General features: G+C 74.0%; 24 protein-coding genes. 17 read left to right on the top strand and 7 right to left on the bottom strand.

The annotated features are described in order from the left end of the window. Positions 1 to 14: 14 nt before the first annotated feature. Both ACFWJX_RS18235 and ACFWJX_RS18240 read right to left on the bottom strand, forming a co-directional pair. Positions 15 to 1259: an MFS transporter gene (locus ACFWJX_RS18235; protein ID WP_383243729.1), complete on the bottom strand. Its 1245-nt coding sequence runs from the start codon at positions 1257 to 1259 to the stop codon at positions 15 to 17. Positions 1260 to 1587: 328 nt separating this feature from the next. Next, positions 1588 to 2151 carry a hemerythrin domain-containing protein gene (locus ACFWJX_RS18240; RefSeq protein WP_383243732.1) on the bottom strand — a complete coding sequence of 188 codons (564 nt, stop codon included), beginning with the start codon at positions 2149 to 2151 and terminating at the stop codon, positions 1588 to 1590. Positions 2152 to 2549: 398 nt separating this feature from the next. Between ACFWJX_RS18240 and ACFWJX_RS18245 the strand changes: the two genes are divergently transcribed. The 13 genes from ACFWJX_RS18245 to ACFWJX_RS18305 all read left to right on the top strand — a co-directional run bounded on the left by ACFWJX_RS18245 (position 2550) and on the right by ACFWJX_RS18305 (position 16148). Next, the gene (locus tag ACFWJX_RS18245; protein ID WP_383243735.1) at positions 2550 to 3539 is read left to right on the top strand and encodes an NAD-dependent epimerase/dehydratase family protein; all 990 of its coding nucleotides are present in this window, start codon (positions 2550 to 2552) and stop codon (positions 3537 to 3539) included. Positions 3540 to 3573: 34 nt separating this feature from the next. Further along, positions 3574 to 5208 (top strand): carbamoyltransferase, encoded by a 1635-nt coding sequence (locus tag ACFWJX_RS18250; protein WP_383243738.1) that lies wholly within the window; start codon positions 3574 to 3576, stop codon positions 5206 to 5208. Then, positions 5205 to 6200, top strand: coding sequence for a glycosyltransferase family 2 protein (locus ACFWJX_RS18255; protein WP_383243741.1), 996 nt, complete (start codon positions 5205 to 5207; stop codon positions 6198 to 6200). The genes ACFWJX_RS18250 and ACFWJX_RS18255 overlap by 4 nt, the downstream gene beginning before the upstream one ends. Then, positions 6197 to 6754, top strand: coding sequence for a D-glycero-alpha-D-manno-heptose-1,7-bisphosphate 7-phosphatase (locus ACFWJX_RS18260; RefSeq protein ID WP_383243744.1), 558 nt, complete (start codon positions 6197 to 6199; stop codon positions 6752 to 6754). The genes ACFWJX_RS18255 and ACFWJX_RS18260 overlap by 4 nt, the downstream gene beginning before the upstream one ends. Then, positions 6751 to 7758: a glycosyltransferase family 9 protein gene (locus ACFWJX_RS18265; RefSeq protein ID WP_383243747.1), complete on the top strand. Its 1008-nt coding sequence runs from the start codon at positions 6751 to 6753 to the stop codon at positions 7756 to 7758. The genes ACFWJX_RS18260 and ACFWJX_RS18265 overlap by 4 nt, the downstream gene beginning before the upstream one ends. Then, on the top strand, positions 7755 to 8717 hold the full coding sequence (locus tag ACFWJX_RS18270) for a glycosyltransferase (protein ID WP_383243750.1): 963 nt from the start codon (positions 7755 to 7757) through the stop codon (positions 8715 to 8717). The genes ACFWJX_RS18265 and ACFWJX_RS18270 overlap by 4 nt, the downstream gene beginning before the upstream one ends. After that, a complete protein-coding gene (locus ACFWJX_RS18275) occupies positions 8714 to 9949 on the top strand; it encodes a glycosyltransferase (RefSeq protein WP_383243753.1) in 1236 nt (411 codons plus the stop codon). The genes ACFWJX_RS18270 and ACFWJX_RS18275 overlap by 4 nt, the downstream gene beginning before the upstream one ends. Then, complete coding sequence (locus ACFWJX_RS18280) at positions 9946 to 10587, top strand: SIS domain-containing protein (RefSeq protein ID WP_383243755.1); 642 nt, start codon at positions 9946 to 9948, stop codon at positions 10585 to 10587. The genes ACFWJX_RS18275 and ACFWJX_RS18280 overlap by 4 nt, the downstream gene beginning before the upstream one ends. After that, on the top strand, positions 10584 to 12002 hold the full coding sequence (rfaE2, locus tag ACFWJX_RS18285) for a D-glycero-beta-D-manno-heptose 1-phosphate adenylyltransferase (protein WP_383243757.1): 1419 nt from the start codon (positions 10584 to 10586) through the stop codon (positions 12000 to 12002). Before ACFWJX_RS18280 ends, rfaE2 begins: the two co-directional genes overlap by 4 nt. Continuing rightward, positions 11999 to 12988: a glycosyltransferase family 9 protein gene (locus ACFWJX_RS18290; protein WP_383243760.1), complete on the top strand. Its 990-nt coding sequence runs from the start codon at positions 11999 to 12001 to the stop codon at positions 12986 to 12988. Before rfaE2 ends, ACFWJX_RS18290 begins: the two co-directional genes overlap by 4 nt. Continuing rightward, positions 12966 to 13874 (top strand): glycosyltransferase family 2 protein, encoded by a 909-nt coding sequence (locus ACFWJX_RS18295; protein WP_383243763.1) that lies wholly within the window; start codon positions 12966 to 12968, stop codon positions 13872 to 13874. Before ACFWJX_RS18290 ends, ACFWJX_RS18295 begins: the two co-directional genes overlap by 23 nt. After that, a complete protein-coding gene (locus ACFWJX_RS18300; RefSeq protein WP_383243766.1) occupies positions 13871 to 14779 on the top strand; it encodes a glycosyltransferase family 2 protein in 909 nt (302 codons plus the stop codon). The genes ACFWJX_RS18295 and ACFWJX_RS18300 overlap by 4 nt, the downstream gene beginning before the upstream one ends. A gap of 133 nt (positions 14780 to 14912) precedes the next feature. After that, positions 14913 to 16148 carry an ANTAR domain-containing protein gene (locus tag ACFWJX_RS18305; protein ID WP_383243769.1) on the top strand — a complete coding sequence of 412 codons (1236 nt, stop codon included), beginning with the start codon at positions 14913 to 14915 and terminating at the stop codon, positions 16146 to 16148. A gap of 16 nt (positions 16149 to 16164) precedes the next feature. Here ACFWJX_RS18305 and ACFWJX_RS18310 read toward each other — a convergent pair whose 3' ends face one another. The 3 genes from ACFWJX_RS18310 to ACFWJX_RS18320 form a co-directional block, all read right to left on the bottom strand. Further along, entirely contained in the window at positions 16165 to 16761 is a 597-nt protein-coding gene (locus ACFWJX_RS18310) for a TetR/AcrR family transcriptional regulator (protein ID WP_383243772.1), read from the bottom strand. Between the two features lie 64 nt (positions 16762 to 16825). Continuing rightward, a complete protein-coding gene (locus tag ACFWJX_RS18315; protein ID WP_383243775.1) occupies positions 16826 to 18886 on the bottom strand; it encodes a discoidin domain-containing protein in 2061 nt (686 codons plus the stop codon). A gap of 130 nt (positions 18887 to 19016) precedes the next feature. Continuing rightward, positions 19017 to 19727: a hypothetical protein gene (locus ACFWJX_RS18320; RefSeq protein ID WP_383243778.1), complete on the bottom strand. Its 711-nt coding sequence runs from the start codon at positions 19725 to 19727 to the stop codon at positions 19017 to 19019. 205 nt (positions 19728 to 19932) lie between these two features. Here ACFWJX_RS18320 and ACFWJX_RS18325 point away from each other — a divergent pair, with 205 nt between their 5' ends. The 3 genes from ACFWJX_RS18325 (at position 19933) to ACFWJX_RS18335 (ending at position 22772) form a co-directional block, all read left to right on the top strand. Further along, a complete protein-coding gene (locus ACFWJX_RS18325; protein WP_383243781.1) occupies positions 19933 to 20748 on the top strand; it encodes an SAM-dependent methyltransferase in 816 nt (271 codons plus the stop codon). Positions 20749 to 20926: 178 nt separating this feature from the next. Then, complete coding sequence (locus ACFWJX_RS18330; protein ID WP_383243784.1) at positions 20927 to 21181, top strand: EF-hand domain-containing protein; 255 nt, start codon at positions 20927 to 20929, stop codon at positions 21179 to 21181. A gap of 112 nt (positions 21182 to 21293) precedes the next feature. Further along, positions 21294 to 22772: a glutamate--cysteine ligase gene (locus tag ACFWJX_RS18335; protein ID WP_383243786.1), complete on the top strand. Its 1479-nt coding sequence runs from the start codon at positions 21294 to 21296 to the stop codon at positions 22770 to 22772. Between the two features lie 198 nt (positions 22773 to 22970). Here the strand turns inward: ACFWJX_RS18335 and ACFWJX_RS18340 are convergent, their stop codons facing one another. Both ACFWJX_RS18340 and ACFWJX_RS18345 read right to left on the bottom strand, forming a co-directional pair. Then, positions 22971 to 23234, bottom strand: coding sequence for a hypothetical protein (locus ACFWJX_RS18340; RefSeq protein WP_383243789.1), 264 nt, complete (start codon positions 23232 to 23234; stop codon positions 22971 to 22973). A gap of 581 nt (positions 23235 to 23815) precedes the next feature. Further along, on the bottom strand, positions 23816 to 24619 hold the full coding sequence (locus ACFWJX_RS18345; RefSeq protein WP_383243791.1) for a VOC family protein: 804 nt from the start codon (positions 24617 to 24619) through the stop codon (positions 23816 to 23818). Positions 24620 to 24872: 253 nt separating this feature from the next. On the opposite strand from ACFWJX_RS18345, the gene ACFWJX_RS18350 reads away from it, so the two are divergent. Further along, complete coding sequence (locus ACFWJX_RS18350; RefSeq protein WP_383243794.1) at positions 24873 to 26027, top strand: LacI family DNA-binding transcriptional regulator; 1155 nt, start codon at positions 24873 to 24875, stop codon at positions 26025 to 26027. The last annotated feature ends 117 nt before the right edge of the window (positions 26028 to 26144 follow it).

The raw sequence follows: 26144 nt of genomic DNA on the forward strand, positions 1-26144 counted from the left end.
GGACAGGTCCTGGCTCAGGCCGCCGTTCCCAGCGCCTCCCGCCCCGGGATCTCCTCCCCCGGGCGCGTCGGGAGCTGGACGGGTCGTGGGATGCGGCGGGTGCGCAGGACGTGACCGGCGGCGATGGTGGTGGCGACGACGAGTCCGCCGGTCACCAGGGCGCCGCGCGGGCCCGCGAGTTCCATCAGGAGCCCCAGGGCGGGCGGGCCGCCGAGGCTCCATACGGTGCCGATGCTGCCCCACACGCCCAGTACGCGTCCCCGCAGGTGAGGGGGCGGGTCGTTCTGGAGGACGGCCGTTCCGGCCGTGTCGGAGACGGACTCGACGACGGCCATGGGCAGCACGAGCACCAGCAGGACGGCCAGCGAGGGCGACAGCCCGGCCACCACCTGGAGCAGTCCGCCCGCCGCCGCCAGGGTGCCCACGATGCGCACCGAGGGCCGACGCAGGCGGGCACCGAGGACCGCCCCCAGGATGCCGCCGACGGCGAGGACGGTGGAGACGGTGCCGAAGGCACTCGGGCCACCGGCCAGCGGGCCGGTGACGAGCACCGCGAGGGTGAGGCCGTAGTTCCGCCCGAAGACGGCGCTGATGCCGGTGACTCCGGCGAGGGCGACCAGGCGGGGCCGGCGGGCGAAGAAGGCCAGGCCCTCGCGGATGGTCATGTCGTCGCGTTTCCCGGCACGGGGGGCGACGGCGCGTACGGCCGCGCCGGCCGCCGGGCGCAGGAACGGGATGACCGCGGTGACGAAGAGGAACGACAGCCCGTTTGCCGCGTAGGCGGCGGCCGTGCCGAGGAAGCCGACCGTGACACCGGCGAGCGCCGCGCCCACGAGCCGGCCCGCGTTGTGGACCAGCGCGCCCACGCCGATCGCGGAGGGCACGTCCTCCACCGGTACGAGATCGTTGCCGAGCAGGGCGCAGGCCGGGCCGTCGACGGTGGCGATGGTGCCGGTCACGGCGGCCAGCACCATCAGGGAGGTCATGTCGAGCATGTCGAGCGCGACGAGCACGGCCGTGGTGAAGGCGACCAGGCCCAGCAGGGCCTGGCTGACGGCGGCCGTCACCTTGCGCGGCCAGCGGTCGACGGCGGCACCGCCCAGCACGCTCATGAAGAGCGCGGGGGCGGCCTGCACCGACATGGACAGGCCGGTGGCGGCGGCGGACCCGGTGATCTGGAGGACGAGCAGGTTCTGGACGGTGAGCTGCATCCAGGTGCCGGCGTTGGACACGAAGTTCGCGACGGACCACCAGCGCATGCTGCGGTGCCTCAGGGACCGCCACGGCGAGCGTGAGGCGTCACGGGAGGGGCTGCCCGGGGCAGGGGTGGGCGCGGAGACGGAAGGTGAAGACACAGTGCGGTACCCGAGGGTGCGAGGGGAGGTCACGGGGCGGCGGAACCGGGGAACGCCGGCTGCGCTGCGCGGCCACTCCACCTGATCGGTTACGGCGCGGACCATCGTGGCAGACGGGACGGGCCACTGGTCGCCGGACCGCCCCCGCCGTGCTGCCTCCACGTGCCCAAAGGGGCATGGCTGTCGGGTACTTGCTGTGCCGAGTGCGGTTGCTCACAGGGCGCACGGGCCCTCACGGCAGGGTGCCGCGTCCGCTCAGCGCGTCGCGCATCCGGTCGACCATGCCCACACCCGGCGCCAGCATCTTGTTGGCGGGCGGCTTGTCCGGGGCGGACGGGTGGGGACGCGTCGGTGCGGTCTTCTTCGCCATGCGGACCTTGTCGCCCAGGTCGTCGAGGGCGTCCGGGGGGCAGGCCGAGCGCAGCCGCGGGAACAGGTTGCCCTCCTCGTCGGCGATGTGCTCCCGGATCTCGCTCATCAGCATGCCGACGAGCCGGTCGAACTGCGGGTCGTCCGCCTCGCAGCTCTCCAGGTCCTTCATGATCTGTTCGGCCTTGGCGTGGTCCTCGAGCTCCTTGTCGGCCAGCGCGTCCCCGCCCGCCACGTGCTCGCGGACGGCCGGGTAGAGGTAGGCCTCCTCGGCCACCGAGTGCCTGACCAGCTCCATCGTGACCTGGTCGGCGTACATCTTGCGGTCCTTGTTGCCGGACGGCAGCGCCTCGATCTTGCCGAACAGCTCCTCGACCTCACGATGATCGGTCACCAGTTCGTCGATGACGTTCCCACCATGACCCATGTCCTTCACCTCCAGCCTCGGCACGGCGGGCCCGGGACGGACCCGCCACGGCCCCGGGTGCCCCGCGCCGCCCGGCCGACACCGCATCCGCCGGGTGACTCGGGGCGCCGTGGTGTCCGAGGTGCCCCTGGGACCGGTGGTGCCGCCGGTGCCCGGTGCCGCTGCGCCGCGGTCGCGGGACAGTCGGTGCCTGAGCACAATAGGGATCAACGTGTGAAAGCTACTGGCACGGGAACTCCGAGCCAGTGCCGTCGGGAAAACGGCGGCCGACCAGGACGGCACTGCTGCGCAGCACTCCGCGCGTCCTGCTCCTTCACCACTCCACACACTTCCGTGCCGCACCGGAGCAGTGCGCCGACCTCGTGAAGGCGTTCCCGGGCGCGAGCGAAGGACGTCCCATGAATGATGCGACCCCCAGCCTGCCCTGGCGTCGTGCCGTGGTGACCGGCGGAGCCGGCTTCCTCGGCAGCCACCTGTGCGAGCGCCTGTTGGCTTCAGGTGCCGAAGTCGACTGCGCGGACAACCTGCTGTCCGGTTCACGGGCGAACATCGCCCACCTCGAAGGCCACCCCGGCTTCCGGTTCGTCGAGTGCGACGTGTCCTCGGCGGACTGCCCGGAGCGGCTGGAGGGGCCGTACGACCTGGTCCTGCATTTCGCGTGTCCGGCCTCGCCCGCCGACTATCTGCGGCTGCCGCTGGAGACGCTCGACGTCGGCAGTCTGGGCACCCGCAACATGCTGGCCGTCGCGGAGCGTGACGGGGCCAGGTTCCTGCTGGCCTCGACGTCCGAGGTGTACGGCGATCCGCTGGTGCACCCGCAGCGCGAGGACTACTGGGGCAACGTCAATCCGGTCGGCCCGCGCAGTGTGTACGACGAGGCCAAGCGGTTCTCGGAGGCACTGGTCACGGCCCATGTGCGGGCCCGGGACGCCGACGCGGGCATCGTCCGGCTGTTCAACACGTACGGGCCGCGGATGCGGGCCCACGACGGGCGCGCGGTGCCCACCTTCGTGTGTCAGGCGCTGGCCGGTGAGCCGCTGACGGTGGCGGGCGACGGCGGTCAGACGCGGTCGCTCTGCTACGTCGACGACACGGTGGACGGGGTCCTGCTGGTGGCCGCGAGCCACTCGGTGCGGCCGGTGAACATCGGCGGGACCGACGAGGTCACGGTCCGGGACATCGCGCGCCGGGTGGTGGAGCTGACGGGGTCCGGCTCGCGGATCGAGTTCGTCGACCGTCCCGTGGACGATCCGCAGCGGCGCCGCCCGGACACGACGCTCGCCCGGGAGCTGCTGGGCTGGGCGCCGAGGGTGCCCTGGGAGGAAGGCATCAAGCACACGATCGCCTACTTCGCCGCGACCCAGCCGACGCGGGAGCCGCAGCTCTGAGACTCGTCCCCCACCCCCGCCACGGAGGCATCGCATGCGCGTACTGGGAATCAACGCCCTCTTCCACGATCCTGCCGCCGCGCTCGTCATGGACGGCAGGATCGTGGCGGCCACGGAGGAGGAGCGTTTCAGCCGGCGTAAGCACGGCAAGCGCCCCGTTCCCTTCTCCGCCTGGGAACTGCCCGAACTGTCCGCCCGCTGGTGCCTGGAGCAGGCCGGGCTCGACCCGTCCGAGCTGGACGCGGTCGCCTATTCCTACGACCCCGACCTCGCGCGCCCGGCGGACCGGCTCGGCCTGAACGACCCCTGGGACCACCTGCGGCAGGAGTACGCGCGCCGGGCCCCCGAGTTCCTGGCCGAGGCGCTGCCCGGCCTCGACCCGGCCAAGGTCCGCTTCGTCCCCCACCACGTGGCCCACGCCGCCTCGGCGGGGCAGGCGTCCCCGTACCCCGACTGCGCCGTCCTCGTGCTCGACGGCCGCGGCGAGTGCGGTTCCCACCTCGCGGGCCGCTACGCGAACCGTGAACTCACCGTCCTGGGCTCACAGTCCCTGCCCGACTCGATGGGCCTGTTCTACGAGGACCTCACCCAGCACCTCGGATTCCTGCGCAGCAGCGACGAGTTCAAGGTCATGGCACTCGCCTCGTACGGCACTCCGCGCTTCCTCGACCGGCTGCGCGAGTACGTCCGCACGGACGGCGAGGGCGGTTTCCTGGCCCGTCCCGTGCCATGGGCGTCGCTGGTCCCGCCGCGTGCCGCGGGCGCTCCCTGGACGCAGGACCACGCGGACATCGCGGCCAGCGCGCAGGCCTGTCTGGAGGAGGTGCTGCTCGACCTGGTGCGGTGGCTGCACGCGCGCACCGGTGAGGACGTGCTGACCCTCGCGGGCGGGGTGGCGCTGAACTGCGTGGCCAACACCCGGCTGCACCGGGAGGGACCGTTCGAGCGGGTCTGGGTGCAGCCCGCGGCCGGTGACGCCGGAACGGCGCTGGGCGCCGCGCTGCACATCGCCCACCAGAAGGAGACGGTGGAGGCGATGCCGACGGCCGCGCTGGGCCGCGGCTGGAGCGACGACGAGCTGCGCGACTGGCTGGAGCGGGCGGCCGTACCGTACGAGGAGCCTGCCGACATCGCGGAGGCCGTCGCCGAGGAGCTGGCGCGGGACGGTGTCGTGGCCTGGTTCCAGGGGCGCAGCGAGTACGGGCCGCGGGCGCTCGGCCATCGTTCGCTGCTGGCGCATCCGGGGCGGGCGGAGAACCTGGAGCGGCTCAACGCGGTGAAGGGGCGGGAGGAGTTCCGTCCGGTGGCCCCGATGGTGCTGGCGGAGCGGGCGCCGGAACTGTTCGACGGGCCGCTGCCGAGCCCGTACATGCTGTTCGTGCACGAGGTCGCCGCCGAGTGGCGGGAGCGGATCCCGGCCGTGGTCCACGTGGACGGCACGGCCCGTATCCAGACCGTGGACCGGACGGCGGAACCGCTGGTGGCGCGGATGATCGACGGCTTCGAACGGCGGACCGGGCTGCCGGTGGTGGTCAACACCAGCCTCAACACGGCGGGCCGGCCGATGGTCGACGACCCGCGGGACGCCCTGGAGTGCTTCGGGTCCGCGCCCGTGGACCTGCTCGCCCTCGGTCCGTTCGCGGTCCGGCGGAAGAAGGTGTTCGCATGACGGGCGCGCCCGCCTACTCGGTGGTGATCCCGACGATCGGGCGGCCCTGCCTCGCGGACTGTCTGCGCGCCCTCGCCGCGGCCGCGGACCATCCGCCCGAGGAGGTCGTCGTGGTCGACGACCGTCCCGAGCCCGCCGGGGAGCTGCCGTTGGAGGCGGCCGGTGCGCTGCGCGGGCGGGTGCGCACCCTGCGCAGCGGCGGGCGGGGGCCCGCCGCCGCCCGCAACGCCGGCTGGCGCACGGTCGGCACGCCCTGGACGGTGTTCCTCGACGACGACGTGCGGGTGCTGCCGAAGTGGTCGCGGCTCCTCGCCGACGACCTCGACGCGGCCGGCCCGGACACGGGCGGCATCCAGGGACGACTGACCGTCCCGCTCCCCGAGGACCGCAGGCCCACCGACTGGGAGCGCGGTACGGCGGGGCTGGAGCAGGCCGCCTGGGCGACCGCCGACATGGCCTACCGGACGGCCGCGCTGGCCGGGGTGGGCGGCTTCGACGAGCGGTTCCGCCGGGCGTTCCGGGAGGACGCCGACCTGGCGCTGCGCGTCCTGGGGGCCGGCTGGACGCTGCGGCGCGGCCTGCGCACGACCCGGCACCCGGTGCGGCCGGCCGACCGCTGGGTGTCGGTCCGGGCCCAGCGGGGCAACGCCGACGACGTCCTGATGACCCGGCTGCACGGCCGCGACTGGTGGACCCGCGCCGAGGCGCCCCGCGGACGGCTCCCCCGGCACGTCCTGGTGACGTCCGCCGCGCTCACCGCGTCCCTGTGCGCGCTGGCCGGCCGGCGCCGGGCAGCCGCCGCGGCGGGGGCCCTGTGGCTGCTGGGCACGGCCGAGTTCGCCGCGGCCCGGATCACGCCCGGCCCGCGGACCCGGGACGAGGTCGCCACCATGGCGGCCACCAGCGTCCTCATTCCGCCGCTCGCGGTGCGCCACTGGCTGGACGGCCTGGTACGCCATCGGCGGGCGCTGCCGATGGGAGGCCGGCCGTGAGCCGCCGGACCGCCGACCGCGTCCGGGTCGCCGCCGTCCTCTTCGACCGCGACGGCACCCTCGTCGAGGACGTGCCCTACAACGGCGACCCCGAGCGGGTGCGCCTGCTGCCCGGCGCGAAGCGGGCCCTGGACCTGCTGCGGGCCGAGGGCATCCCGACGGGCGTGATCAGCAACCAGTCGGGCATCGGCCGCGGACTGCTCACGGACGCCGACGTCCGCCGGGTCAACGACCGGGTGGACGCCCTGCTCGGCGGTCTCGGCACCTGGGTGTACTGCCCGCACGCGCCCGACGACGGCTGCGGCTGCCGCAAGCCGCGTCCCGGGCTGGTCGTCGAGGCGGCCCGCCGGCTGGGCGTGGCTCCCGAGGACTGCGTGGTGATCGGCGACATCGGGGCCGACGTGCTGGCGGCCCGTGCCGCGGGCGCCCGGGGCGTACTGATCCCGACGGCGGTGACGCTGCCCGACGAGGTCGAGTCGGCGCCCACGACCGCCCCCGACCTGCTCACGGCGGTCAACCGGCTGCTGGCGCAGACCCGGGGAGGACGGCTGTGAAGGCACTGGTCGTACGGCTCGACAGCTTCGGCGACGTCCTGCTCGCCGGGCCCGCCGTCCGCGCGGTCGCCGCCCACAGCACGCACCTGACGATGCTGTGCGGCCCGCGCGGCGAACCGGCCGCCCGGCTGCTGCCCGGCGTCGACGAGGTCCTGGTCTGGCCGGCGCCGTGGGAGGGCGTGGACCCGCCCCCGGTGCGGAAGGCGGACGTCGACGGCCTGGTGCGGCGGCTGCGCGAGGCGGCGTTCGACGTCGCCCTCGTCCTGACCTCGTTCCACCAGAGCCCGCTGCCCACCGCGCTGGTGCTGCGGCTGGCCGGGATCGGCCGGATCGGTGCCGACAGCGTCGACTTTCCCGGCAGCCTCCTCGACGTGCGGCACCGGCGGCTGCCCGGCCGGCACGAGGCCGAGGCGGCACTCGACACCGCCGCCGCGCTGGGCTTCCCCCTGCCGCCCGGCGACGACGGGCGGCTGCGCGTCCTGCCGTCGCCGGACACCGTCGCCCTGACCGGCAACGGCCCGTACGTCGTCGTCCACCCCGGTGCCAGCGCGCCCGCCCGCGCCTGGAGTCCCGACCGCTGCGCCGAGGCCGTCGCGCTGCTCGCCGACGCCGGTCACCGGGTGATCGTCACCGGCGGGCCCGACGAGACGGACCTGACCCGGCGGGTCAGCGGCGGGACGGCGGTGGACCTCGGCGGCAGGACCGAGCCGCGCACCCTGGCGGGCGTGCTGCGCACCGCCGATGTCGTGGTGTGCGGCAACACCGGCCCGGCGCATCTGGCGGCGGCGGTCGGCACGCCGGTGGTGTCCCTGTTCGCGCCCGTCGTCCCGGCGGAGCGCTGGGGGCCGTACGGCGTGCCGAGTGTGCTGCTCGGCGACCAGAAGGCGCCGTGCGCGGACAGCCGGGCCCGGCACTGTCCGGTGGCCGGCCATCCGTGTCTGGACGAGGTCACCGGCCAGGACGTGGTGCAGGCGGTGCGGAAACTGCTCAAGGAGCACGCATGAACATTCTTGTCTGGCATGTGCACGGCTCGTGGCTGACGTCGTTCGTCCAGGGCCCGTACACCTTCCTCGTCCCGGTGACCCCGGACCGCGGGCCGGACGGGCTCGGCCGGGCCAGAACCTGGGAATGGCCGCCCACGGTCCGCGAGGTGGGGCCCGACGAGCTGCGCGAGGCGGACATCGACCTGATGGTGCTGCAACGCCCGCACGAGCTGGAGCTGGCCCACGCGTGGACCGGCCGCCGCCCCGGTGACGACGTCCCGGCGGTGTACGTCGAGCACAACAGCCCGCACGGGACGGCCGTCGACACCCGCCACCCGCTCGCCGGCCGGACCGACATACCGGTCGTGCACGTCACCCACTTCAACCGGTTGATGTGGGACAACGGCCGGGCACCGACGACGGTGATCGAGCACGGCATCATCGACCCGGGCCCGCTGTGGACCGGCGAGGAGGCCCGCGCCGCGGTCGTCGTCAACGAGCCCGTGCGGCGCGGCCGTACCACCGGAACGGATCTGCTGCCCCGGTTCGCCCGCTGGGCGCCGCTGGAGGTCTTCGGCATGCGCACCGAGGGACTCGCCGAGCATCTCGGACTGCCGCCCGACCGCTGCCGCAGCCGCGACCTGCCGCAGGGCGAACTGCATGCGGCGATGGCCCGCTGCCGCCTCTACCTGCACCCGATCCGCTGGACGTCGCTCGGGCTGTCCCTGCTGGAAGCCATGTTCCTGGGGATGCCCGTGGTGGCACTGGACACCACCGAGATCCGCGAGGCCGTGCCCGAGGAGGCGGGGGTGGTCTCCAACCGGTTCGACGTACTGGAGGACGCCGTCCGCCGCCTCGCCGCGGATCCCGCGTACGCCCGCGCGACAGGGGAGGCCGGCCGGGCCGCGGTTCAGGCCCGCTACGGAGAACGGCGTTTCCGCGACGACTGGGAACGCCTGATCAAGGAGGTCACCCGATGAGCCCCAGTCACCCGACCGCCGGCCGCGTCGCCATGGTCTCCGAGCACGCCAGCCCCCTGGCCGAGCTCGGCGGACCGGACGCGGGCGGACAGAACGTCTACGTGGCCCAGCTCGCCGGACAGCTGGCCCGCCGGGGCCACGAGGTCGTCGTGTACACGCGCCGCGACGACCCCGAACTGCCGGAGCGGGTCACCACACCGGACGGGGTGAAGGTGGTTCATGTGCCCGCCGGACCTCCGGCCCCGATACCCAAGGACGAACTCCTGCCGTACATGCCGGAGTTCGGCGCGTGGCTGGCGCAGGAGTGGGCCACCGAGCCGCCCGACGTGGTGCACGCGCACTTCTGGATGTCCGGGATGGCGGCGGTGGCCGGGGCGCGCGCCCTGGGAGTGCCCGTGGTGCAGACGTACCACGCGCTCGGCACCGTGAAGAAGCGTCACCAGGGCGCCGCCGACACCAGCCCGCCGCAGCGCCTCGCGATCGAGTCGGCGGTGGGGCGGGAGTGCGGCGGCATCATCGCCACCTGCGAGGACGAGGTGGCGGAACTGATCGCCATGGGGCTGCCGCGCGACCGCATCTCCGTCGTCCCCTGCGGGGTCGACCCGGTGCGGTTCGCGCCCGTCACCGGGGCCCGGCGGTCCCCCACGGCGCCCCGGCGGCTGCTCTCGGTCGGCCGGCTCGTCCCCCGCAAGGGGTTCGACCGGGCGATCCGCGCCCTGGCCGGCATCCCCGACGCCGAACTCCTCATCGCCGGCGGGCCCGAGCCCGCCCTGCTGGGCGCCGAACCCGAGGCGGAACGGCTGCGGGCGATCGCCGAGGACTGCGGAGTGGACGACCGGGTGACCCTCCTGGGCGGGGTGAGCCCCGACCGGATGCCCCAGCTCATGTCCAGCGCCGATCTGGTGCTCTCGCTGCCCCGCTACGAGCCGTTCGGCATCGTCCCCGTCGAGGCCATGGCCTGCTGCGCGCCCGTCGTCGCGACCTCCGTCGGCGGCCAGCTCGACACGGTCGTCGACGACGTCACCGGCGTACTCGTGCCGCCCGACGAGAACCACGACCTCGGCGCGACGATCCGCGGCCTCCTCGACGACCCGGCCCGGCTCGCCCGGTACGGCGCCGCGGGCCGGCGCCGCGTCCTCGCCCGGTACACCTGGGACCGCGTCGCCGACGGGGTGACCCAGGTCTACAGCGCCGTCTCCTCCGTCCCCTCGCTGTCGGGAGTCGTCCGATGAAACTCGCCACCGACGTCACTCACTGCGACGACCTGATGAAGGCCCTCGAAGGCTTCCGCGAGTACGCCGTACCCGTGGTCAACCGGTGGGGCGCCACCCTCGCCGACCGGCTCGGCTCGGGTTCCCGGCTGCTGGTCGCGGGCAACGGCGGCAGCGCCGCCCAGGCCCAGCACCTGACCGCCGAACTGGTCGGCCGCTACCGCGACGACCGCCCGCCGTTCTCCGCGCTCGCCCTGCACGCCGACACGTCCTCCACCACGGCGATCGCCAACGACTACGGCGTGCAGGAGATCTTCGCCCGGCAGGTCGCCGCCCACGGCCGGGACGCGGACGTGCTGATGCTGCTGTCGACCAGCGGCGCGAGCGAGAACCTGCTCGTCGCGGCGAAGGAGGCGGCCCGCCTCGGCATGACCGTCTGGGCGCTGACCGGGCCGTCGCCCAACCCCCTGGAGGGCGCGGCCGACGCGGCCCTGTGCGTGGAGGCGGCGACGTCCGCCACGGTGCAGGAGCTGCACCTGGTGGCCGTACACATGCTCTGCGAGTCCTTCGACCGGACCGTGGAACGGCGCCTGGCCATGGAGCGGCGGCGCCCGCGCGTGGACCGGTGGGCGGACCCGGCGGGGAGGGACGGCGTATGAGTTCCCCCGCCCCGCTGCTCGTCGTCGGGGACGCGCTGCTCGACCACGACCTGTGCGGACGGGCCGAGCGGCTGGCGCCGGACGCGCCCGTGCCGGTGGTCAGCGCCGCCCGGCGCATCACCCGGCCGGGCGGGGCGGCCCTCGCGGCCTGGCTCGCCGCGGCCGACGGCAGGCCCGTCACCCTGGTGACCGCGCTCGGCGACGACGAGTCCAGTGCCTGTCTGGTGCGGGCGCTGGGCGGCCGGGTGCGGCTGGTGCGGCTGCCGCTGACCGGTGATCTGTCCAGCAAGACCCGGGTCCTCGCCGAGGGCACACCGCTGCTGCGGCTGGACGACGGGGACGGCCGGGCCCGCGAGGCGACCGACGAGGCGCGCCGGGCGGTCGCCGAGGCCGGTGCCGTCCTCGTCGCCGACTACGGCCGCGGCACCGCCGAGGTGCTGCGGGAGGAACTGGCGGCAGCGGCGGCCCGGGTGCCCGTCGTCTGGGACCCGCATCCGCGCGGGGAGCGGCCGGTGCCCGGGGTGCGGCTGGTCACGCCGTCGGCGAGCGAGGCGCGTGGCTTCGCGGGCGACGAGCGGCCCGAGGGCGCGGGCGCCCTCCAGACGGCGGCCCGTGACGCGGACACGCTCGTCCGGGCCTGGCGGGCGGCCTCGGTGGCCGTGACGCTGGGCGGCCGGGGCGCACTGCTGTCGCACGGCGACACGCCTCTGCTGGTGCCGTCGCCGGTGACGGCGGACGGGGACGCCTGCGGCGCCGGGGACCGGTTCGCGGCGACCGCGGCCGGACTGCTGGCGGACGGCGAGCTCACCGAGTCCGCGGTCCGCGGGGCCGTGCACGCCGCGACCCGGTACGTCGCCGAGGGCGGCGCCCGTGCCGTGTCCGCGCCGCCGGTGCCGGCGCCGCCGGCGGTCGACGCCGAGCCGACGGACGACGCCCTGCGCACGGCCGCCCGGGTACGGGCCGCGGGCGGGACCGTCGTGGCCGCCGGCGGCTGCTTCGACCTGCTGCACGCCGGCCATGTCGCCCTGCTCCAGGCGGCCCGCCGTACCGGGGACTGCCTGGTGGTGTGCGTGAACTCGGACGCCTCCGTGCGCCGCCGCAAGGGAGGCGGGCGGCCGCTGGTGCCGGTCGCGGACCGGATCAGGGTGCTGCGCGCGCTGGAGTGCGTGGACGCGGTCGCCGTGTTCGACGAGGACACCCCGGAGCGGCTGCTCGCCGAACTGCGCCCGCACATCTGGGCCAAGGGCGGCGACTACGCCCTGGAGCGGCTGCCGGAGGCCCCGCTGGTGGAGAGCTGGGGCGGGCAGGTCGTCCTCTTCCCCTATCTGGACGGCCGCTCCACGACCGGCATCGCCGAGAAGGCGGCGCTGTCCCCGCGGCCTGCGGGCCTGGCACACGGACGGGGGCACCGGTGACACCTCGGGTACTGGTGCTGCGCGCGCTGGGCCTGGGCGATCTGCTCGCCGGGGTGCCCGCGCTGCGCGGTGTCCGCCGGGCCTTCCCCGGGCACGAGGTCGTGCTGGCGCTCCCCCAGGCGCTGCGCGAGGCCGCGCTGTCCACCGGGGCGGTGGACACGGTCCTCCCGGCGCAGGCGCCGGGGCGGGGCGTGCCCGCGCTGACGCACTGGACGGGACCGCCGCCGCAGGTCGCGATCGACCTGCACGGCAAGGGTCCGGAGAGCCGGGACGCGCTCGCCGCCCTCTCCCCCGGCCGGCTGCTCGCCTTCGCCCAGCCCGACCCGCCACCGCCCAAGTGGCGGCCGGACGAGCACGAACGCGACCGGTGGTGCCGGTTCCTCGCCCACCACGGCATCCCGGCCGACCCCTCCGACGTACGGCTGCCGCCGCCGGCCGGCGTCTCACCCGCGCCGGGCGCCGTCGTCGTACATCCGGGAGCGGAGTCGGCGGCCCGCCGCTGGCCCGCCGAGCGGTACGCGGCCGTGGCGCGCGCGCTGCGCGGGGACGGCCACCGGGTCGTCGTCACCGGCGGTCCCGGGGAGGACGCGCTGGTCCTGGACGTCGCCGAGCGCGCGGGCCTGCCCGAGCGGGACGTGCTGCGCGGCGGACTGCCGTTCGGCGAGCTGTCGGCGCTCGTCGCCGGAGCCGCGCTGCTCATCAGTGGCGACACCGGGCTGGCGCATCTCGCCGTGGCGCACGCGACGCCGTCCGTGACGCTGTTCGGGCCGGTGGCGCCACAGCTGTGGGGCCCGCCGCGTTCGCCGCGCCATCTCGCCCTGTGGAAACCGGGCCCGCCCGGCGACCCGCACGGCGACGTGCCCGACCCCCGGCTGCTGGGCATCGACACCGACGAGGCCGCCGCCGCGGCGCAATCGCTGTTGCGGCACGGCCGCACACCTTCGGAGAGGGGAGCACAGACGCGTGTCGCCTCAGCCCGCCCATGACGGCCGGATCACGGTCGCGGTGATCACCCGCGACCGGCCCGACAGCCTGCTGCGCACCCTCGACGCGCTGGCCGCGCTGCCGGAACGCCCGCCCGTCGTCGTCGTCGACAACGGCTCCGACGACGCGACCCGCGAGGTGGTGCGCGCGCACCCGGCGGCCGTCCGCCTCATCAGGCCCGGGGCCAACACCGGTGCCGTGGGCCGCAATCTCGCGGTCCGGGAGGCCGCCACGCCGTACGTGGCGTTCAGCGACGACGACTCCTGGTGGGAGCCGGGCAGCCTGCGCCGCGCCGCGGATCTCCTGGACGCGTATCCCCGGCTGGGCCTGGTGGCCGCGCGCACCCTGGTCGGCCCCGACCGGGCCGAGGACCCGCTCAACGCCGTGCTCGCGGCCTCGCCCCTGCCGTTCGAACCCGACCTGTCGGGGCGTCCGGTGCTGGGCTTCCTGGCCTGCGCCTGCGTGGCGCGCCGCGACGCCTTCCTCGACGCGGGCGGCTACCACCCGCTGCTCTTCTTCGGCGGCGAGGAGACTCTGCTCGCCTATGACCTCGCGGCCGGCGGCTGGGGCGTCACGTACGAGCCCTCGCTGACGGCCCGGCACGCTCCCGAGCCCGGCGGCCGGGACGGGCGCAGCCATCAGGTCCGGCGCAACGAGGTGCTGACGCTGGTGCTGCGCCGCCCGCTCCCGGTCGTCCTGCGGGCGGGCGCCCGGCTCGCGGCCTCCGCGGTGAGCGGGGAGCCCGGTGCCCGCCGTGCCCTGCGCGAGGTCGCGGTCCGGCTGCCCGCCGCGCTCGCCCGGCGCCGCCCGCTGCCCGCGCGCGTGGAGAGGGCGGCCCGGCTGCTGGACGGGACCGATCCCGTGGAGGCCGAACGGAGGCCGGTATGAGCGAACGCACGAAGGACGGCCGCACGACGGTCGTGGTCATCACCCACAACCGCCGGGACGAGCTGCTGCGCACTCTCGCCCGCCTGCGCGAACTGCCCGAACGGCCGCCGGTGATCGTCACCGACAACGCCTCGGGCGACGGTACGGCCGAAGCCGTGCGCCGGGGTTTTCCCGAGGTCCTCCTGCTGGAGCCGGGGACGAATCTCGGCGCCGTCGGCCGCAACCTGGCGGTGCGTCACGTCCGTACGCCGTACGTGGCGTTCTGCGACGACGACACCTGGTGGGAGCCGGGGAGCCTGCGGCGGGCGGCGGACCTGCTCGACGCGGGACGGCGGCTGGCCGCCGTCACCGCCCGGATCGTCGTGGAGCCGGACGGCACCGAGGACCCCGTCGTCAAGGAACTCCGGGAATCCCCCCTGTCGGGTCCGGGCGACCTGCCGGGACCGGCCCTCGGTTCCTTCCTCGCGGCGGCCACCGTCCTGCGCGTCGACGCATTCCGCGCCGCGGGCGGCTTCCATCCCGGCCTGTGGCTCGGCGGCGAGGAGGAACTCCTGGCCACCGATCTGCTGCGGCGGGGCTGGTGGCTGAGCTACGTCGAGGAGCTGACCGTCCATCACCAGGCTTCGCTGCTGCGGGACAGCACGGCCCGCCGGGTCCTGGGACTGCGCAACACGCTGTGGTTCACCTGGCTGCGCCGCCCGCTGCCGTCGGCGCTGCGGCGTACGGCCCATCTGGCGCTCACCGTCCCCCGGGACGCGGCATCGGTCCGCGCGTTCGCGCACGCGGCTGCCGGACTGCCCTGGGTGCTGAGGCAGCGGTCGCCCGTACCGCCGGAGATCGAACACCGGATCGCCCTGCTGGAACGCGCCCGGCGCTCGTCGCCCGCACGCCAGTACGTCGGATGAGCGTGCGGGCCTGCCCGCGCGGACACGGGACCGGGGGTCGTTGCATCCGGTCGCCGCCGCTGGGCATGGTGGACGTCTTCGGTCAGGACGCGGCCGGCTGATGATCCATCCGTAACGGGAGGCGCCTCTCCTCATGATGTCCGATCAGCCCTGCCGGGCCGGCGAGTCACCCGCCCCGCTGATGATGAAGGCCTCGCCGCTGGACGGCGAGAGCCTGGGGCAGGTGACGTTCCTGCAGGTGCGCGGCACCCTGGACGCCTCCAACGCCGACGACTTCTCCCATGCGCTCGCCTCGCATCTGGCGCACGCGGAGGTCACGGAGACCCACGCCGTCCTCGACATGACGGACGTCCATCTGTCGAGCGCGGCCGCCGTGCGCGCCCTCGACCAGGTCACCCGGGGGCTGGCCGCGGCGGGCCGGCCGCTGCCGATCGTGCAGCCGCGACCGCATGTGCGGGAGGCGCTGCGGCTCGCGGGGCTGCCGGGCATCCGGCCGCACGCCACCGTGGAGGCGGCCCTCGAGGGCCTCAGGGCCACTCCCGACCCGAGCCAGGTGACGGCCCCGGCCGACCCTGCGCCGCCCCTGCCGGTCGGGGACCTGCACGCCGAAGTACGCGGCCTGCGCGCCAAGTTGCGCAGTTCCGCGCTGATCGGCGTGGCTCAGGGGGTCCTCGTGGAGCGGTACGGGCTGCCGACGGCGGCCGTCGCCTTCGACCTCCTCAGCGGTGCCTCCCAGCACTGCAACGTGCCCGTCCGGGTGCTCGCCTCGGCGGTGGTGACCACTCCCCCGGCGGGCCGGGCGCCCGCCTGGTCGGACCACCCGCCCGTGCCCACGGCGCCGTTCCTCAGACACGCCGACGTCTCACCCGTGGAGCGGCGCCGGGTGCTGGACGCCGCGGCCCGCGAGGCGCTGGCGGTGACCGGGGCGCGTTCCGTGGACCTGCTGTGCGCGGAGGAGGCTCAGGACACCCTGGTGCTGGAGGCGCGGTGCAACCTGGGTGAGGCCTTCGCCGACGAGTTCGCCGAGGTGTCGCGCGTCCGGGCACCGTGCACCGTCGCCCACACGACGCTGAGCCGGGTGGTGGTGGAGAGCGTGGCCACCGACCCGGTGTTCGCCGGTGCGCGGATGCGCGAGGTCCTGCTGGCGGAGGGGACCCGCTCCCTGTACTGCGCGCCGCTGGTCGGCGGCGCGGGCACCAGTGTCGGAGTGGTCTCCGCGCACTGGCCGGCGGCGGGCCGGTGGCTGTCCGGCCCTCAGGAGCGGGCCCTGGACGCGCTGGCCCGCGATGTGGCGACCTGGCACGAGTGGTACCGGCGCAGCGTCGTGGCCGACGCCCTCGACCATCTCCACCGAAGCGCCCGCTCCTGAGCCGGGTGACGCCCTGTCACGGGGACTGCACGAGGCCCGCGATGTGGGCGGTGACGGCGTCGAGGATGTCGGTCCAGACGGTCTCGTCACCGAGCACCAGATAGTTGAGGGTCAGGCCGTCGGTCATGGCGGCGAGATAGCGGGCCAGGACGGGGACGGGCACGCTCAGCCGGAAGTCCATGCCCGTGCGCAGCTGCTCGATGAGTTCGGCGTAGGTGTCGGCGTACAGCTCGTACTGGCGTCGCGCGAGGTGCTCGAATCCGGGCTGGCGCAGGGCGTACTGGGTCAGTTCGTAGGTGAGCATGTGCTCGTCGGGCCGGGCTCGGACGTGGTCCCAGTACGCCTGGAAGCCGGCCCGGACGGTGTCCTCCAGCGTCGCCCGCGGGCGCAGGGCCTCCCGGACGACCGTGACGTAGTGATCCGTGATCGTCGTGATGACGGACTCGACGAGGGCCTGCTTGGAGTCGAAGCAGTAGTGGAAGACGCTGAGGGACACGCCCGCCTCGGCGGCGATGGACCGGGTCGTCGTCCTGGCGACGCCGTCGCGGGTCATCGCCCGGATCGCCGCCTCCGTCAGCTGCCGGCGCCGTGCGGCCGACGGCATCCGTGCCATGTGCGTGTCCTTCGTGCTCGTGGCGGCCCGCCCGCGGTGAGGCGGGCGGGCCGGTGGGCCGGGGTCAGCCGCTGTGCACGCCGACCTCGTGCAGCGAGTACCCCCACTCCGTGCCGCGCTCCACGCCCTGGACGCGGACGTAGCGGGCGGGGGTGCCGGTGAAGCGGGCCGTGTCCAGGCCGCCGTCGCCGGTCGTCGTGGACCAGGCGGTCTGCCAGTTCTGCCCGTCGGCGGAGAGCTGGATCCGGTACGACTTCCCGTACGCGCGTTCCCAGTCGAGGGTGACGCGTCCGACCAGGTTCGTGGCGCCGAGGTCGATCCGCAGCCACTGGTCGTCGCTCCAGTCGCCGGCCCAGCGGGTGGCGGGGTCGCCGTCCACGGCGCGGCCCGCGGCGTAGTTCGTGACGGGGTTCCACTCCTCCGAACTGGCCGTGGCCGCCGCGCCCTTGGCGAGGTTGACGCCCGCCTGGTGCGTCTCGGTGCCGCCCCAGGTGTCGAGGTAGGACTCGGCGCCCCGGAACAGGTCGTCGACCACGTCCTGGCCGCCGACGAGCCGGATGTCCTCGATCCAGTCCGGGACGAGGCCGTAGTGGGCGGCTCCGTCGGTGTTCAGGTCCCAGGTGCGGTCGCCGGTGGTCTGTCTGTCGATGAGGGACCCGCCGTCGACGCTGCGGAAGGGGTACGTCACCGGGTTGGAGGTGCCTGTGCCGCGCGGGGCCGGCCAGCCGCCGACGCCGTTCATGTCGGTGCCGAAGCCGTAGCCCACGTCGTACTTGTCTCGCAGGGCGTCCGTGCGCTTCGCCTCCGCGCTGAATCCTTCGGAGCCGTTCATGTACTGGGCGACGAAGCCACCGAGGCCGTAGACCCGCTCGGTCCAGTTGAGGTCCATCCAGCTGTGCGAGGAGAGCACGCCGGGGTAGGACGCGGACTCGAAGATGTCGAGGACGCGGCCGGTGGCCTTGACGCTCATGTGGTCGATCTCGAGCATCATCTTGCGTTTCATCATGCCGCGCACGGCGTACTCGCCGAGGTCGCTGAGCCCGCGGACGTTGCACTGGGCGTCCTCGTCGTAGCCGGGTACCTCGACGCCCGCCGGCAGGTCCTTCTCCGCCGCGGAGGCCGCGGTGCCGATGGGGTTGTCGTGCTGCGGGCCGGTGCACTTCTCCGTCTTCCAGAAGGTGCCCGTGGACAGGAACTGCCCGACGTTGATGGCCGTTCCGAGGCCGCCCTCGTCGAAGCGGACGCCGCACAGCGCGTTGTCGAACTTGTGGCACAGGAACATGCTGCGCACGCCGAGCGAGTACAGCTCGTCGAGGCCCTTGTCGATGTCCTCCTTGCTGCACTGCGCGATGTCGAGCACCTGCTTGCAGCCGAACGGCTCCGAGGTCTCGACGCCGAGGATCACCGCGAGTCTGCCCTGCGCGATCACCTGGCGGGCCTGCGCGCTGTCGGTGACGATCCGGAACCAGCCCTTGCCGGTGCCGCCGTACATCTTGTCGATGTAGGCCTGGAGGTCGTACGTCAGCTTCGCCTGGAGGCGGATCGACGTCATCTCGTCGCAGCTGCGGTCCTTGAAGAAGTACACCGAGCAGATCACGCCGTTGGTGACGAGGTCGTTGACCAGCACGCGCTGGCCGCCGCGCCAGGCGCGCTCCACCCAGGCGTAGTAGTTCTGCTGGTGGGTCAGCGAGTCGTGGGCTGGCCAGTCCTTGAAGGTGGGCCAGCCGACCGGGTCGTGCCTGCCGTCGCCGCCCTTGGTGATGTAGTCGAAGACGGCGAGGGAGCCGTCGGGGTAGTGCTCGGGACAGTCCTTGAGCGCGTCGGCGACACCCGCCTCGGAGAAGACCTTGCCGCAGATGAGCCGGCCGCCGAAGCCCTCGTTGGCGAACAGGTGGTCGTGCGCGTCGACGAAGCCGCGCACCTCCCCCTGGGCGTTCGTGCCGGTGAACGGCTCACCGGTGACGTTGATCCGGGAGTCGGGCGCGGGCCGCGCGGTCGGGTTCCACCAGTCGGCGCCGGCGGCCGAACTCGGCGTCGGCCCGAAGGTCATGGAGAGCACGAGCAGGAGCAACGACACGACGGTGATCTGCCGGTGTCTGCGGTACGGGCGTCCAGCGATGGTCACTGCCCACGTCCCTCGGTCGGCGGGAGCGCGCGGTCGACGAGCCGGGACGCCAGGGATCCGGGGACGCCCACGACCCACACGGGATTGTCATGACCGCGCAAGATATGCGACGAGGATCGCCACTGGCGGGTTACGAGTCAAGGGTCCGGGACGATTGACCTGATGGGATCCGCCAGGCCGGCCGGGCGCGCAACACCATGACGTCCGTGCGGAGTTCGTCACCCGGAAGGTCCAGACCCGCCCACAGCGCGGCTGCGGCAAGGAGGTTGAGCGAGCCGTGCGGGGCGCACCGGACGTCCGTGGCGATCCGGGGAAGGTCGGGCAGTCGCTCGGCAAGGGCGCGGGCCGCGGCCTCGGCGTCGGCCGCGTGCGGGTCACCGGCCGTGGGCACGGGCTTGCCCGCGCCGGACACCAGCGCCTCGGCCAGGAGGAGCCGGGGGCCGTGCGGTGCGGCCCACCGGTCCGGCCGGGTGGTCGCCCTCGCACCGGGAACCGTCCCGGCCAGCCGGGCCAGCAGCCATCCGGCCTGCGCGATTCCCGTGGCCAGGGCCCCGGCGCCCGCGCCCGCCGACCAGGCTCGGTTCCCCTCACCGGTCCGCGCCCGGCCCAGCGCCGCCCACCCGTCGGCCCGGTCGGCCGCCGGGACCGGCACCGACATCGGCGCCTCCAGGACCAGCGCCGCCCGGCCACCCGAGGCCAGGCGCTCGGCCAGGGCCCGCACCGCCGTCTCCGGATCGCTCCCCTGCCCGGCGAGCGACGGCGCCGGAGCGTCGATCGCCGCCCAGGCGAACCGGCCCCGCGCCACCGAACCGATGTCGACTCCGACCACCCGCGCTTCCATGCGCCCAGTCCAGCACAGGAGTTGCCGGCGCGGACACCGGGCCCCCCACCCACGGCCCCCGACTTCACCGCACGTCACGCGCTCGAAGCGGGGCCCCGCGGAACCGGGTCGTTCGAAGAGGTGAACTGGTGTGCACGGCGTGGCCGTTGGGACGTACGTTGTGCGGTGGAACCTGCACGCCTCGGCTGAAAGACGGACGCCACCCATGAGCGACTCAGCGACGACGCCCGGATCGTCGGTGCACCAGAAGATCGACACCTCGGTGCCGCACTCGGCCCGGATCTGGAACTACTGGCTCGGCGGGAAGGACAACTACCCCGTCGACGAGGAGGCCGGCGACGCCTACACCGCCGTCTTCCCCGGCATCGTCACCATCGCCCGCAGCAGCCGGGCCTTCCTGCGCCGCAACATCACCCACCTGGTGTCCGAGGCGGGCATCCGGCAGTTCCTGGACATCGGTACCGGCCTGCCGACCGCCGAGAACACCCACGAGGTCGCCCAGCGGATCGCGCCGGAGGCCCGGATCGTCTACGTCGACAACGACCCGATGGTCCTGGCGCACGCACGCGCGCTGCTCTACTCGACCTCCGAGGGCGCGACCGCGTACATCGACGCCGACGTCCTCGACCCGGACCGCATCCTGGCGGCGGCCGCCGAGACGCTGGACCTCAGCAGGCCCACCGCCCTCATCCTGAGCAACATCCTGGGTCATGTCTCCGACTACGAGCAGGGCCGTGAGCTGGTGACCCGTCTCATGGGTGCCCTGCCGTCGGGCAGCTACCTCTCGATCAACGACGGCTCCCGGGGCGTCGACCCCGTCTTCGAGGCGGCTCAGGACGCCTACAACGCCAGCGGCGCCGTCCCGTACAACCTGCGGACGGTCGAGGAGATCACCTCGTTCTTCGACGGGCTGGAGCTGATCGAGCCCGGCGTCGTCTCCGTGCCCCTCTGGCGTCCGGATCCCTCCGCGTCCGCCCCGGAGATCATCGCCGAGCACGGAGGCCTCGCCCGCAAGCCGTGACCGGGTACGGTGCCGGCGGCGGGGAACCCGGAGGGGAGCGTGAGCGTCTTCCTCCGGGAGCGGGCCGGGGGCCTTCCCCGCCCGTCGGCGACGGGAAACAGGAACCGACGGGGAACAGGAACCGACGGGCAACGGGAAGCCGACGGGGACCAGCAAGCATCATGAACGGGAAATCACCATGAGCGACAAGGCGCGCAAGCTGTTCGAGGCACTCGATCTCGACGCGAACGGGACGCTGACCCGCGAAGAGGTGATCACCGCGCTGCGGACGAAGGGGCCCACCCTCGCCGCCTCGGGGGATCTGCCGGTCTGGGCCCTGGGGGACGCCGACGCCGCCTCCGCGCTGTTCGACGCGGCCGACCAGAACGGGGACGCGCTGCTGACCCTGGAGGAGTTCACGGCGCTCGTGGACCGCCGCTTCGGCTGGGCCTGACACCGGGGTGGCATCTCGCTCCACACCTCGCTCACGTGGTCGGGGCCGCCCGGTGGTGCGACGCTGGACGTGACAGCTGTCCGAGGACAGACCCGGACCTCCGGGAGGCCCCATGGGGCGGGACGTTCCGGCGATGGTCTTCACCCGCGAGGACCGGCGCCGGTACCGGATCAAGATGCAGGAGTGCCTCGACGCGTTCGCCCAGATGCTGCGCGAGGCACGGTTCGCCTCCGAGCAGCCCAGGGTCGGGCTGGAGATCGAGCTGAACCTGGTCGACGACGCCGCCGAGCCGGCCATGCGCAACAGCGACGTGCTGGAGGCGATCGCGGACCCCGCCTGGGCCACCGAGCTGGGCCGGTTCAACCTCGAGATCAACGTGCCGCCCCGCCGGCTGACGGAGGGCGGCCCCGACGCGTGGGAGTCCGAGATCCGCGCCGCCCTGAACCACGCCGACGAGCGGGCTCGATCGGTCGGCGCGCAGCTGATCATGGTGGGGATCCTGCCCACGCTGCGGCAGGAGCACATCGGCGAGTCGGCGCTGTCGGAGAACCCCCGCTACCGGCTGCTCAACGACCAGGTCTTCGCGGCCCGGGGCGAGGACCTGCGGATCGAGGTGGACGGCGTCGACCGGCTGCGCACCTACGCGGACACGATCACCCCGGAGGCCGCGTGCACCAGCACCCAGTTCCACCTCCAGGTCTCCCCGGAGGACTTCCCCGCGTACTGGAACGCGGCACAGGCCATCGCCGGGGTGCAGATCGGGCTGGCCGCCAACGCGCCGTTCCTGTTCGGCAGGGAGCTGTGGCACGAGACCCGTATCCCGCTGTTCGAGCAGGCCACCGACACCCGGCCGCAGGAGATCAAGGTGCAGGGGGTACGGCCGCGGGTGTGGTTCGGGGAGCGGTGGATCACCAGCGTCTTCGACCTGTTCGAGGAGAACCTGCGCTACTTCCCCGCGCTCCTGCCGCTGTGCGACGAGCAGGACCCGACGGAGACGCTGGAGCGCGGTGACATCCCCGAGCTGGCCGAGCTGACCCTGCACAACGGCACCATCTACCGCTGGAACCGCCCGGTCTACGCAGTCGCCGACGGCACACCGCACGTCAGGGTGGAGAACCGGGTGCTGCCGGCCGGCCCGACCGTCGCCGACACCCTGGCCAACGGCGCCTTCTACTACGGCCTCACCCGCGCCCTGGTGGACGAGGAACGGCCGGTGTGGTCGCGGATGTCCTTCGCCGCCGCCGAGGACAACCTGCACATGGCGGCGCGGCACGGCATCGAGGCGCGCCTGTACTGGCCGGGGATGGGCGAGGTGCCGGTGCCCGAGCTGGTCCTGCGGCGCCTGCTGCCGCTGGCGCACCGCGGCCTGGAGCTGTCCGGGATGGACACGGCCTGGCGGGAGCCCCTGCTCGGCATCATCGAGCAGCGGTGCGTCACCGCCCGCAACGGCGCGGTCTGGCAGAAGGAGATGTTCCATCACCTGGCCGCCGCCCCCGGCGCCGACCGCCATGAGGCCCTGCGGCGGATGACGCGGCAGTACATCGACTACATGCATCTCAACGCCCCGGCGCACACCTGGCCGGTCGACTGACTCGAGGGGCGGTACCGGGCCGGGAGGGCACTCCGGGATTTCCCGCGACCATCGCAACGATCAGCACATAAGCCCCCCCAGCCCGCATCCGGGCGCAGCGACGAACGTGTGGGGACGGAACGACGCCGCACGCAGTCAGCCTCCCCGACCCAGTGCGACGGCGCCACGGCCCTCGGCACGGGAAACGGGGAAGCACCTTCAACCGGGCGGCCGACCGGGCCGTCCACCCGCCGCGTCGCTCCGCGCGTCGAACAACTGCACGCCGATGCCGGCCAGGACCAGTCCCGTGGCGATGAGCAGGCCCTGAGCCAGGGCGACGCCCGCGACCAGGGCGGCCAGCCCGGCGGTCAGGGTCCACCAGGCCCCGGCCCGGCGGCGTCCGCGAGGCCGGGCGGGGTGGGGACCGTCGCGGGCGAGCTGTCCTTGAACAACGGCAGGGCACTCGTCGTCGGACTGCGGCACGACGCTCCTCCCTTCCCAGGGCGATCCGGAGCGCGGCCCTTCCGGGGTCCGGTCGTCCGCGGGGCATCGGCCCGGCCGGTGTGACGGTGTTGCAGCGGCTCCCGGCCCGAGGCCCAACAGGGTTATTTCCAGGGGAAGTAGGGGCAAACGTTGCGACCCCGCTCCAGTCCCTGGGTGACACTGTCGGCGCCTCACACGAGTACGGCCTGGTCCGGCCGGCCGCCTGACGCCGCCGGGCCGGTCGACGACGAGGGCCACGAGGGCATGGGTGACGACGACTTGACCGGCTGCCCCGCCGGTGAGTTCCTCATGGCCACAGCCGCCGGGGCGACCGGGTGCCGGCGGCCCTGTGCGCGCCCGCACGCGTCGCCCTGGGCCGCACGGGCCGTACGGTCTGGTTCGGCCCGTCCGACAACCGGCCGGCCGGCGGCGCCGGGGGCGACTTCGCCGTCGGACGTCTCAAGGGGCAGTGCGCGGCCGGCGAGTGCGCCGCGGGGATCGCCTTCACCGCCCGCCTGGGCAGTACACCGGGGTCCGGCGGCGCTGCTGTGCGTCCCGCTGCCGTCCGGAGCGGAGAGGGCTCAGCTCGGGGAGGACGGGGTGAGCACCACGAAGTCGGCCTTCGACCGGTCGAGGCAGACGGCGAGGCGTCCGACGCCCTCCGCGTCCACCGGTCCCATCTGCACGCTGCCGCCGTTCCCGGTGACCGCGGCTACGGCGGCGTCGCAGTCGGCGACGGCGAACACCGGGTGCCAGTACGCCCGTCCGTTCGTCAGCGAGAGGTCCTCCTCGCCGAGCTGCATCAGTCCGCCCTGCATACGGTCCTCGGTCAGCCCGGCCGGCGTGATGAGGGTGTACGTGCCCCCGCCGCCCGGCATCTCCATGTCGCTGAACTGCCAGCCGAAGACGGAGCCGTAGAACCGCCGCGCGGCGGCGGCGTCGCTCGTGTACAGCTCGGTCCAGGACAGTGAGCCCGGCTCGTCGGCCAGCTCGAAGCCCTCGTTCTTCCCCGGCTGCCAGGCGGCGAACTCGCCGCCCGACGGGTCGGTGTACTGGGCCATCCGCCCCCACTCACCGAGGTCCCTGGGGGGCACCCGGACGGTGCCGCCGGCGTCTTCCACCGCCCGGGTGGTGGCGTCCGCGTCGGTGACGGTGTAGTAGACCATCCAGGCCGAGCGAGCGCCCTCCTCGGACAGCTTGCCGAGCCCGGCGACGGTCTTGCCGTCCTTCTTGAACATCCCGCCTTCCATCTCCTCGCCCTCGCCGCCCATGGACTCGTACTCCCAGCCGAGCACCGCGCCGTAGAAGGCCGCGGCGGCCCGGACGTCGGGGGCCCCGAGGTCGAGCCAGCAGGGGGAGCCGGGAGTGAGGTCGGTCGTGATCACAGCTGTTCCCTTTCGCAGATCCTGTGTCGTTTCAGCGTGACACCGGCCACTGACAATCGCGCGTCGGCCGGGCCGCGGGGCGGCCGGGCCGGGAGCGTCCGCCTCGTTACGGATACGTTCCGATCTCTTGACGACGTCCGCATGACTGCGTAGACATGTCCCCGTCGGCATGACAGCGCAGACATGACTGCGCAGTCAGCCAGTCGGCGTCTGACATCATCGGCTCGATCGTGCGGCCATCGGGAGACACACCATGACGCGAGGGACAGGGCGGGGCGGAAGCGCCGCGGCGCCGCGGAGCGTGGACGTGGCCCGGCTGGCCGGGGTCTCGCAGAAGACGGTGTCGCGGGTCTTCAACGACGAGCAGTACGTCTCCGCCGAGGTACGCCGACGGGTCCTCGAAGCCGCCGAGCAGCTCGGTTACCGGCGCAACAACGCCGCCCGCGCGCTGGCCTCCGGACGGACCCGCTCGATCGGCGTGGTCACGCTGGGCACGGCCCTGTACGGCCCCGCCTCACTCCTCATGGGCGTCGAGCGGGCCGTCCGGGACACCGGCTACGCGCTCCGCGTGGTCAACACGATGGAAGGCGATCCCGCGGGCATCGCCGGTGCCGTGGACTCGCTCCTCGACCAGGGCGTGGACGGCATCGTCATCTCCGAGCCGATCGACGAGGAGGGCGCCGACAGCGATGTGTCCCTCCGCGTCGACGTACCGGTCCTCGTCCTCGGCGCCCCCTCTGCGGTCGCCGCGCCCACGCTGCTGACCGCGGGGGACGGGGCCGATCTGATGGCCCGGACCGCCACGCAACACCTTCTGGAGCTCGGTCACGCGACGGTCCACCACCTCGCCGGTCCGCAGCGGTGGTTCGCCGCCCGGGACCGCCTGGAGGGGTGGCACGCGACGCTGACCGCGCAGGGCAGGGACGCACCGCCGGTCGTCGAGGGCGACTGGTCGGCCGCGTCCGGGTACCGGGCGGGACGCGAACTGGCCCAGGACGGCGCGGTCACCGCGGTGTTCGCCGCCAACGACGACATGGCGATCGGCCTGATCCGTGCGCTGACGGAGGCCGGACGACGGGTGCCGGAGGACATCAGCGTCGTCGGCTTCGACGACGTCCCGGTCGCCGCCTATGTGACTCCTCCGCTGACCACGGTGCGGCAACCGTTCGACACCGTGGCGCAGGAAGGACTCAAGCGTCTCGTGCACGCCGTCGAGAACCCGGAGGCGGATCCTCTGCCGTCGAGCGACCCACCGGTCGATCTCGTCGTCCGCGCCTCGACCGCGCCCCCGCCCCCGCCCCCGCCGAACCGGACGACCCCGGCTCGCGGACGGCGTACTCCCTCCCGTTCCCGCGGCGACGCGTCCCCTCCCCCGCTCCCGGACGGAGGCCCGCCCAGCCACCATTGATCACCCCGGATCGACCCGGACGGCGAAGTTTCTTCCCGGCGCGTGCGCGCACGCCGAGCCCGCTGTACCGGTGGCGTCCCGCTCCCGCGGACGGCCCCTGCCAGGCGGCGTAGCTCC

The organism is Streptomyces sp. NPDC058335, assembly GCF_042723915.1.
In the GTDB taxonomy this organism is placed as follows: Bacteria; Actinomycetota; Actinomycetes; order Streptomycetales; family Streptomycetaceae; genus Streptomyces.